The organism is Rhizobium sp. USDA 3886, assembly GCF_056279785.1.
This window is the reverse complement of the sequence record NZ_JBWCDC010000001.1, coordinates 4,013,770-4,020,164: the sequence shown is the minus strand read 5'-3', so window position 1 is coordinate 4,020,164 and position 6,395 is coordinate 4,013,770. Positions and strand designations below refer to the sequence as shown.

The window sequence follows — 6,395 nt, the reverse complement described above, 5'->3', positions numbered from 1 at the left end:
TCAACACCACCAATCCAACTTTTTTGACATTTTTGTAACAGTCTGTTTTCACTAGGGATTTTAAGGCAGAATTATTCACAGGCCCGCTTTTCACCGCGCTTCATTGAAGGAAATCTTTATCGACTGGTCAAAAATCGCGAAAATCCACCTGTCTGCCGGCCAAAAATTATTCAAAAACAGCCGTGAAAGGCGGATTTATCGTCAATCAACGGTAAAGATCAGCCCGAAACAGCGACCGTGGCCGATATCGCCCGAAATCGGAACCTAATGCGGCGTTTCGTGTTTTTCTTCCATTGCAGGAAAGGAGACCGATATGCCTACCAATACCGAAGACATCCGTGCATCCGTCAGCAAAGACATCACTGCGCTTCAACAGGAAGTGTCGCGCCTGCAGAAGATGATTTCCGCTCAGGGCGCCGAAGCCTATTACGAAGTACGCGATCGCGCCGGCAAAGCCTATGATGAATCGCTCCCTCGTGCCAAGAACGCCGTTGCCCAGCTCCGCGCCGAGAGCAAAGCCGCAGCAGGTGCTGCGCGCGAACATGCGGCAGCAACGACAACCGCATTGGCGCTCGCCGGCGCCTTGGGATTCCTCGCCGGCTACCTGATGAGCGGTTATCAGCAGCAAGAGCCGCGCCATTGGTGGCGGTAGCGGTCAGGACAATTGCCGCGATGCACAATAAAGATGACTTTTTGAAGGGCCCCTGACCCGGAATTCGGTAGGGCCCATAAACACTTACGTCTTAGAAAAACCAATTTTTAATGACATGAGGACGATCATAATAATGAGGGAGGATAAACCATGGAAAACAAGAAGGCGCATTGTATCATCGAGGTCAGCGTCGACGGCGCGAACGGTCGCCATGCAGTTGGCATCATGAACATGCGCCAGGCACTCGAACTACCCGAAATGCCGAGCCTGACCTACACCCATCCTGATCCGGTAAAAGCCGCCGCAGGCATCGTGGTCAATCGTCAGGAGCTGGCAGGCTACCTCGCCTGCCGGTAAGGCCGGCAGGCTTTAAAAAATATCATGAACGGAGCCGCCGTCGCGGACGACCCTGTTCGCCTGCCCTTCAACACGCGCGGTCCCCTCCATTATTCCTTTTAGTTTCCGCCGCCTTCGCTGGTATCTATCTGCCGTTCGTGCAAAGAAAGCGGCATCGCAATCAAACAAGGACTGCTGAGTGAGGGAGCGGCGCCCACCGCAGAAATCGCATGAACGCGGGAAAGCCGACGCGGATGCCGGTGGCAAGCGGGTCACCCTGCCCCGCGCCCTTTCGAAGCTTGGCTATTGCTCCCGTACCCAGGCCGAGCGCCTGATCGCCGAAGGCCGTGTTGCGGTCGATGGGCGGATTATCCGGAATCTTGACGCCTGGGTCGATCTTTCATCCGCAAAACTCGAAGTCGACGGCGCACCGATCGCCGCCGAGGCGAAAATCTACCTGATGCTGAATAAGCCGCGCGGGCTTGTGACGACCCGGCACGATCCAGAAGGGCGCCCGACTGTCTATGACTGTCTGAAGGAATTCGACATTCCGCATCTTTCGCCGGTCGGCCGGCTCGATAAGGCAAGCGAAGGCCTGCTGCTCTTCACCAACGATACTGAGTTCGCGCAGGCCCTGCTCGATCCGATCACCCATGTGACCAAGACCTACCATGTGCAGGTCGACCGCATCATGGATGCGGAATCGCTCGCCGAAATGACATACGGCATCCGGAACGACGGCGAAGTGCTGACGGCGACGGCCGCACGGCTCCTGCGGAGCGGCGATAGGAACTCCTGGATTGAGGTGGAACTCGACGAGGGCCGCAACCGGCAGATTCGCCGCATGCTCGAAGCCACGGGCGCCGAGTGCCTGCGGCTGGTGCGGGTTGCGATCGGCGGGCTTGATCTCGGGGAACTGCCGAAGGGCTCGGTCCGTGCATTGACCGAGGCGGAACTGCGCGACCTGAAGCGGCGGGCGGGCATGGAAAGAACAGGGCGGAATTGATGCAGATGGACGACATCACGCCGCATGATTTCTGGCAGGAGCTCCATCCGCCGGGCAGCTTCCCGACGGATGGCGATTTCACCTCATTCTATGTTGCGGAACTGGAGGACGGCCGCCAGCTCCGTCTGCCGATCCGGGTGCTTGCCGACGGCGAACACGCGCTCGCCTCGCTCATCGTCAACCAGGCGAGCTTCGCCGTGCTCGATGCGCTGGCCGGGCAACTGGCGGCAAAGATCGAGCACTTCGACATCGACATCGTCGCAGGCCTGCCGACGCTCGGGTTGACCCTTGCTGCCGCCGTTGCGCAAAAGCTCGGACACGCGCGTTACGTGCCCTTCGGAACCTCCCGGAAATTCTGGTATCGCGACGACCTTTCGGTCTCCCTGTCGTCGATCACCACGCCGGAGCAGCAGAAGCGTCTTTATATAGACCCGCGTATGCTGCCGCTGCTTCAGGGCCGCCGTGTCGCGCTGATCGACGATGTCATCTCCAGCGGCAGCTCGATCGTCTCCGGTCTGCAACTGGTGGAGGCCTGCGGCATCGAGCCAGCCGTCATTGCCGCAGCGATGCTGCAATCCGGACGCTGGCGGGAGAAGCTTGCCGCTACAGGCGCCCAATGGCCCGATCGCACTGTCGGCGTCTTCGCGACGCCGTTGCTCGAAAGGACGGCAGAGGGCCGCTGGCGCGCGCCCACCGCCTGATCGTGCGCAACATGAGGATTGTTCGACCTTTCCTCGCGCCCTCCCTATACAGCCCCCTTCGAATGGCTACATTCCGCTGACGGTTGAAACGCGAGCCCACCCATGACGTTCGAGCAAGCATCCCTGCTGATCCTTCTCTCGGCGATGCTCATTCTGTTCTCGCTGAACCGCGTCCGCATCGAGGTCGTGGCGATCGGCGGCCTGCTTGCCGGATATGTGCTCGGGCTTTACCACGCCGATCAGGTCTTCGCCGGTTTCGCAAGCCCCGTCGTCATCACAGTCATCGAGATTCTGCTGATCGTTCAGGTACTCGCTCACGCCAAACTGTTCGATAGCCTCTCTGTGCGTTTTGCCGCCATCGGACTATCTGGCTTCGCGGTCATCGCCAGCCTTTCGGTGATCACCGGTTTCATCTCGATCTTCATGAACAACATCGGCGCCTTCGCGATCATGCTGCCCGTCGCGATCCGCATCAGCGGCGCCATGAATATCCCGCAGCGTCAGCTTATCATGCCGCTTTCCTTCGCAGCACTTCTCGGCGGCCTCATATCGCTAATCGGAACCCCGGCCAATCTGCTGGTCAGCGATGCATTGGCCAAGGCAACGGGCGCCGGCTTTCATTTCTTCGACTTTGCCTATGTAGGCCTCCCCGTCGCGATCGCCGGAATTCTGCTGATGGCCGCCTTCGTTCCGCTTCTGCTTCCGGAAGCGGACGACCAGCCTGCCGCTGCGCCGCCAGCCCGGCGGCGCATCGTGACGGAACGGCGCATTCCTGAGGGTTCGCCGCTTGCCGGCGTGCGGCTTCTCGATTGCCCCCGCCTCTTTGAAATCCAGCCGCACGCATTGCTCCGCAGCGGCCAGTTCGTCTTCGGTCCGCTCGATCAGTCGACCATCGCGGCAGGCGATACCTTGCTTGCCGAAGGCGCCGACACGGTCTTTGCCGATCTCGCAGCCTCGGCGGCGCTCGTTCCGGAAATCGATCTGAACGGATTGCAGCCGGATTTCACCCGGATTGAAGCCGTTGTCATGCCGGAGAGCACGCTGGTCGGCTCGCGCATCCGCTCGCTGGAGGTCTTCAAAAGCCGGAACGTCGCGGTTGCCGCACTCTCCATGCGGTCGCCACGGATTGAGGGCCGCTTCGAGGATCTGCAGCTCTCGATCGGCGACATCCTTGTGCTCGAAGGCCCGGCCGAGGCGGTCGCCGAAGCGCTTGAAGAATGCGAGTGCCTGCCGCTCGCCTCCCAGCCCGCAGGCGAAGCGGTGTCGAATGCGTGGCCGCCCTTCGTGATCTTTGCTGCTGGAGTGATGCTTTCCGCTGCCGGTCCCGCCCGCCCGGAGATCGCATTTGCGGCTGTCGTGCTCGCTCTTGCGCTGATGGGCTATCTCAACATCCGTCAGGCCATGGCGGACATTAACTGGCCGATCGTCATCATGCTGGCCGCGATGATCCCGATCGGGTCGGCCGTTGCGACGACGGGCACGGCCGAGATGATCGCCGACTGGTTGAGCCTATTCGTGCCGATATCGATGCCGCTTGCCGGAATCGCACTCCTGCTTTTCATCGCCATGGCACTCACTCCTTTCGTCAACAACGCGACGGTGGCGATCGTGCTCAGCCCCGTTGCGCTGGAATTCGCGGAGGTGGCGCATCATGCCCCCGCGGCCTATCTGATTGCCGTAGCCGCCGGTGCATCGCTCGATTTCCTGACGCCCTTCGGCCACCACAACAATACGCTGGCGATGAGCATCGGCAGCTACCGCGTTTCAGACTTCCTGCGCGCCGGCAGTCCCCTGGCTGTTGCTTCCTATCTTCTCACCGTTCTTCTTGTTGCCCTGATCTGGCTTTGAACGCCATTTGCTTGACATCCCCCGGAATGAAACTAGAGCAAGGATGAACCCGAGCGATAAAGGACCGCCCTGCCCGTGCGAATTCTCTCCGAAGCCCATTTCCCCGAACTGCCGAACTATTACCGCGGCAAGGTGCGCGAGAATTACGACCTTCCGGATGGCAGCCGCATCATCATCAGCACCGACCGCCTCAGCGCTTTCGACCGCATCCTGACCTGTGTCCCTTATAAGGGCCAGGTACTGACGCAGACGGCGCGCTACTGGTTCGAGGCGACGAAGGATATCTGCCCGAACCATGTCATCGCTTATCCGGACCCGAATGTCGTCATCGGCAAGCGGCTCGACATCCTGCCCGTCGAGGTCGTCGTCCGCGGTTATCTCGCCGGCACCACCGGCACGTCGATCCTCACTCTTTATAAGAAGGGCGAGCGCGAAATGTACGGCATGCGCCTGCCGGACGGCATGCGTGACAACCAGCGCCTGCCCGAGCCGGTAATCACTCCCACCAGCAAGGAATTCGACGGCGGCCATGACGAGCCGCTGACGCCTGGCGAGATCGTCAGCCGCGGGCTGCTGACAGCGGAACAGTGGGAAATGCTTTCCAGATACGCGCTCGCGCTTTTCGCCCGCGGCCAGGAAATGGCTGCGAAGCGCGGCCTCATCCTTGTCGACACCAAATACGAATTCGGAACGGACAAGGACGGCAATATCATCCTCGCCGACGAAATCCACACGCCGGACAGCAGCCGCTACTGGCTCGCGGGCAGCTTTCAGCAGTCCTTCGAAGCGGGCACGCGCCCTGCAAGCTTCGACAAGGATTTCGTCCGCGCCTGGGTCGCCGAGCGTTGCGACCCCTATAAAGATGAGATCCCCGAGATCCCGGTCGAACTGATTGAGCAGACCTCGAAGGTTTACATCAAGGCCTATGAGGCGATTACCGCCCGGTCTTTCGTGCCGGATAACAGCGGCGAAACCCCGGTTGCCCGTGTCCGGCGCAACCTTGCGCGCTATTTCCCTTAAAAGTCCGGGACGAACCGCCCGAAAGCAGCCTCTACGCTTGCGGGTTTTCGCCTGAAGGCGCTAGCATTGGCAAATAAGGGGTGCCGGCCGGAAAGGCCAGCGGGGGAACGAATGGCACGAAGGCCGCGGCGCAAGGCCGAGGAAACGCGGGAAGACATTCTGTCGATGGCCGAATTGCTGTTCCGCCAGCGCGGTTTCGTCGCCGTATCGATCGCCGACATCGCCTCCTCCCTCGGCATGTCGCCGGCAAATGTCTTCAAGCATTTTCATTCGAAAGTGGCGCTCGTCGATGCCATCGCCGAGCGGCATCTCGGCAGCGCTACCGAGCGCTTCGGCTCTTTCGACCGAAATCTGCCGCCGAAAGAGCAACTGCTGCGTTTCGTGCTTCGGCTTCTCGACAGCCACCTTAAGGACATTCAGGAAAATCCCTACATCTTTGAAATGGTGCTGACGACAGTTCAGGCGAAGCTCGAAGCGGGTAATCGCTACCGCGAGCGAATCGAGCAGAAACTCCAAGAAATCATCCGCGACGGGGTTAGCTCAGGCCGTTATAAATGTACTGATCCCCGTCGCGCCGCCCATACCGTTGCCGATGTCCTTGCATCGGTGCTGCACCCCGTGCTGATCGCCCGTGACGATAAGGATGCACTCGTACACAGGGCTGAGGAGATCGTCTGTTTTGTGGATACTGCACTGCAAAATAGCGCTTGCTAAGTGACGATCATTGAATTACGTCACTTCGGAAATCTTTTCGTAAGTTCGGATCGAAGGGTATTTGAATCCCGGTAATCACGCTCCTTATATGGGGGCAGCGCTCCTCGATGGAGCCGAT

General features: G+C 60.0%; 7 protein-coding genes. All 7 read left to right on the top strand.

The features are described from left to right. Positions 1-313: 313 nt before the first annotated feature. The 7 genes from ACZ9BX_RS20080 (at position 314) to ACZ9BX_RS20050 (ending at position 6,277) form a co-directional block, all read left to right on the top strand. Entirely contained in the window at positions 314-652 is a 339-nt protein-coding gene (locus ACZ9BX_RS20080) for a hypothetical protein (RefSeq protein WP_476219847.1), read from the top strand. Positions 653-802: 150 nt separating this feature from the next. Beyond that, entirely contained in the window at positions 803-1,009 is a 207-nt protein-coding gene (locus ACZ9BX_RS20075; RefSeq protein WP_476219845.1) for a hypothetical protein, read from the top strand. 178 nt (positions 1,010-1,187) lie between these two features. Next, positions 1,188-1,994, top strand: a complete 807-nt coding sequence (locus ACZ9BX_RS20070; protein WP_476219843.1) for a pseudouridine synthase — start codon at positions 1,188-1,190, stop codon at positions 1,992-1,994. Between the two features lie 5 nt (positions 1,995-1,999). After that, positions 2,000-2,695 carry a phosphoribosyltransferase gene (locus tag ACZ9BX_RS20065; RefSeq protein WP_476220080.1) on the top strand — a complete coding sequence of 232 codons (696 nt, stop codon included), beginning with the start codon at positions 2,000-2,002 and terminating at the stop codon, positions 2,693-2,695. Between the two features lie 102 nt (positions 2,696-2,797). Beyond that, on the top strand, positions 2,798-4,543 hold the full coding sequence (locus tag ACZ9BX_RS20060; protein ID WP_476219841.1) for an SLC13 family permease: 1,746 nt from the start codon (positions 2,798-2,800) through the stop codon (positions 4,541-4,543). A 75-nt stretch (positions 4,544-4,618) separates the two neighbouring features. Continuing rightward, positions 4,619-5,563, top strand: a complete 945-nt coding sequence (locus ACZ9BX_RS20055; RefSeq protein ID WP_476219839.1) for a phosphoribosylaminoimidazolesuccinocarboxamide synthase — start codon at positions 4,619-4,621, stop codon at positions 5,561-5,563. Positions 5,564-5,674: 111 nt separating this feature from the next. Further along, positions 5,675-6,277: a TetR family transcriptional regulator gene (locus ACZ9BX_RS20050; protein WP_087005906.1), complete on the top strand. Its 603-nt coding sequence runs from the start codon at positions 5,675-5,677 to the stop codon at positions 6,275-6,277. The last annotated feature ends 118 nt before the right edge of the window (positions 6,278-6,395 follow it).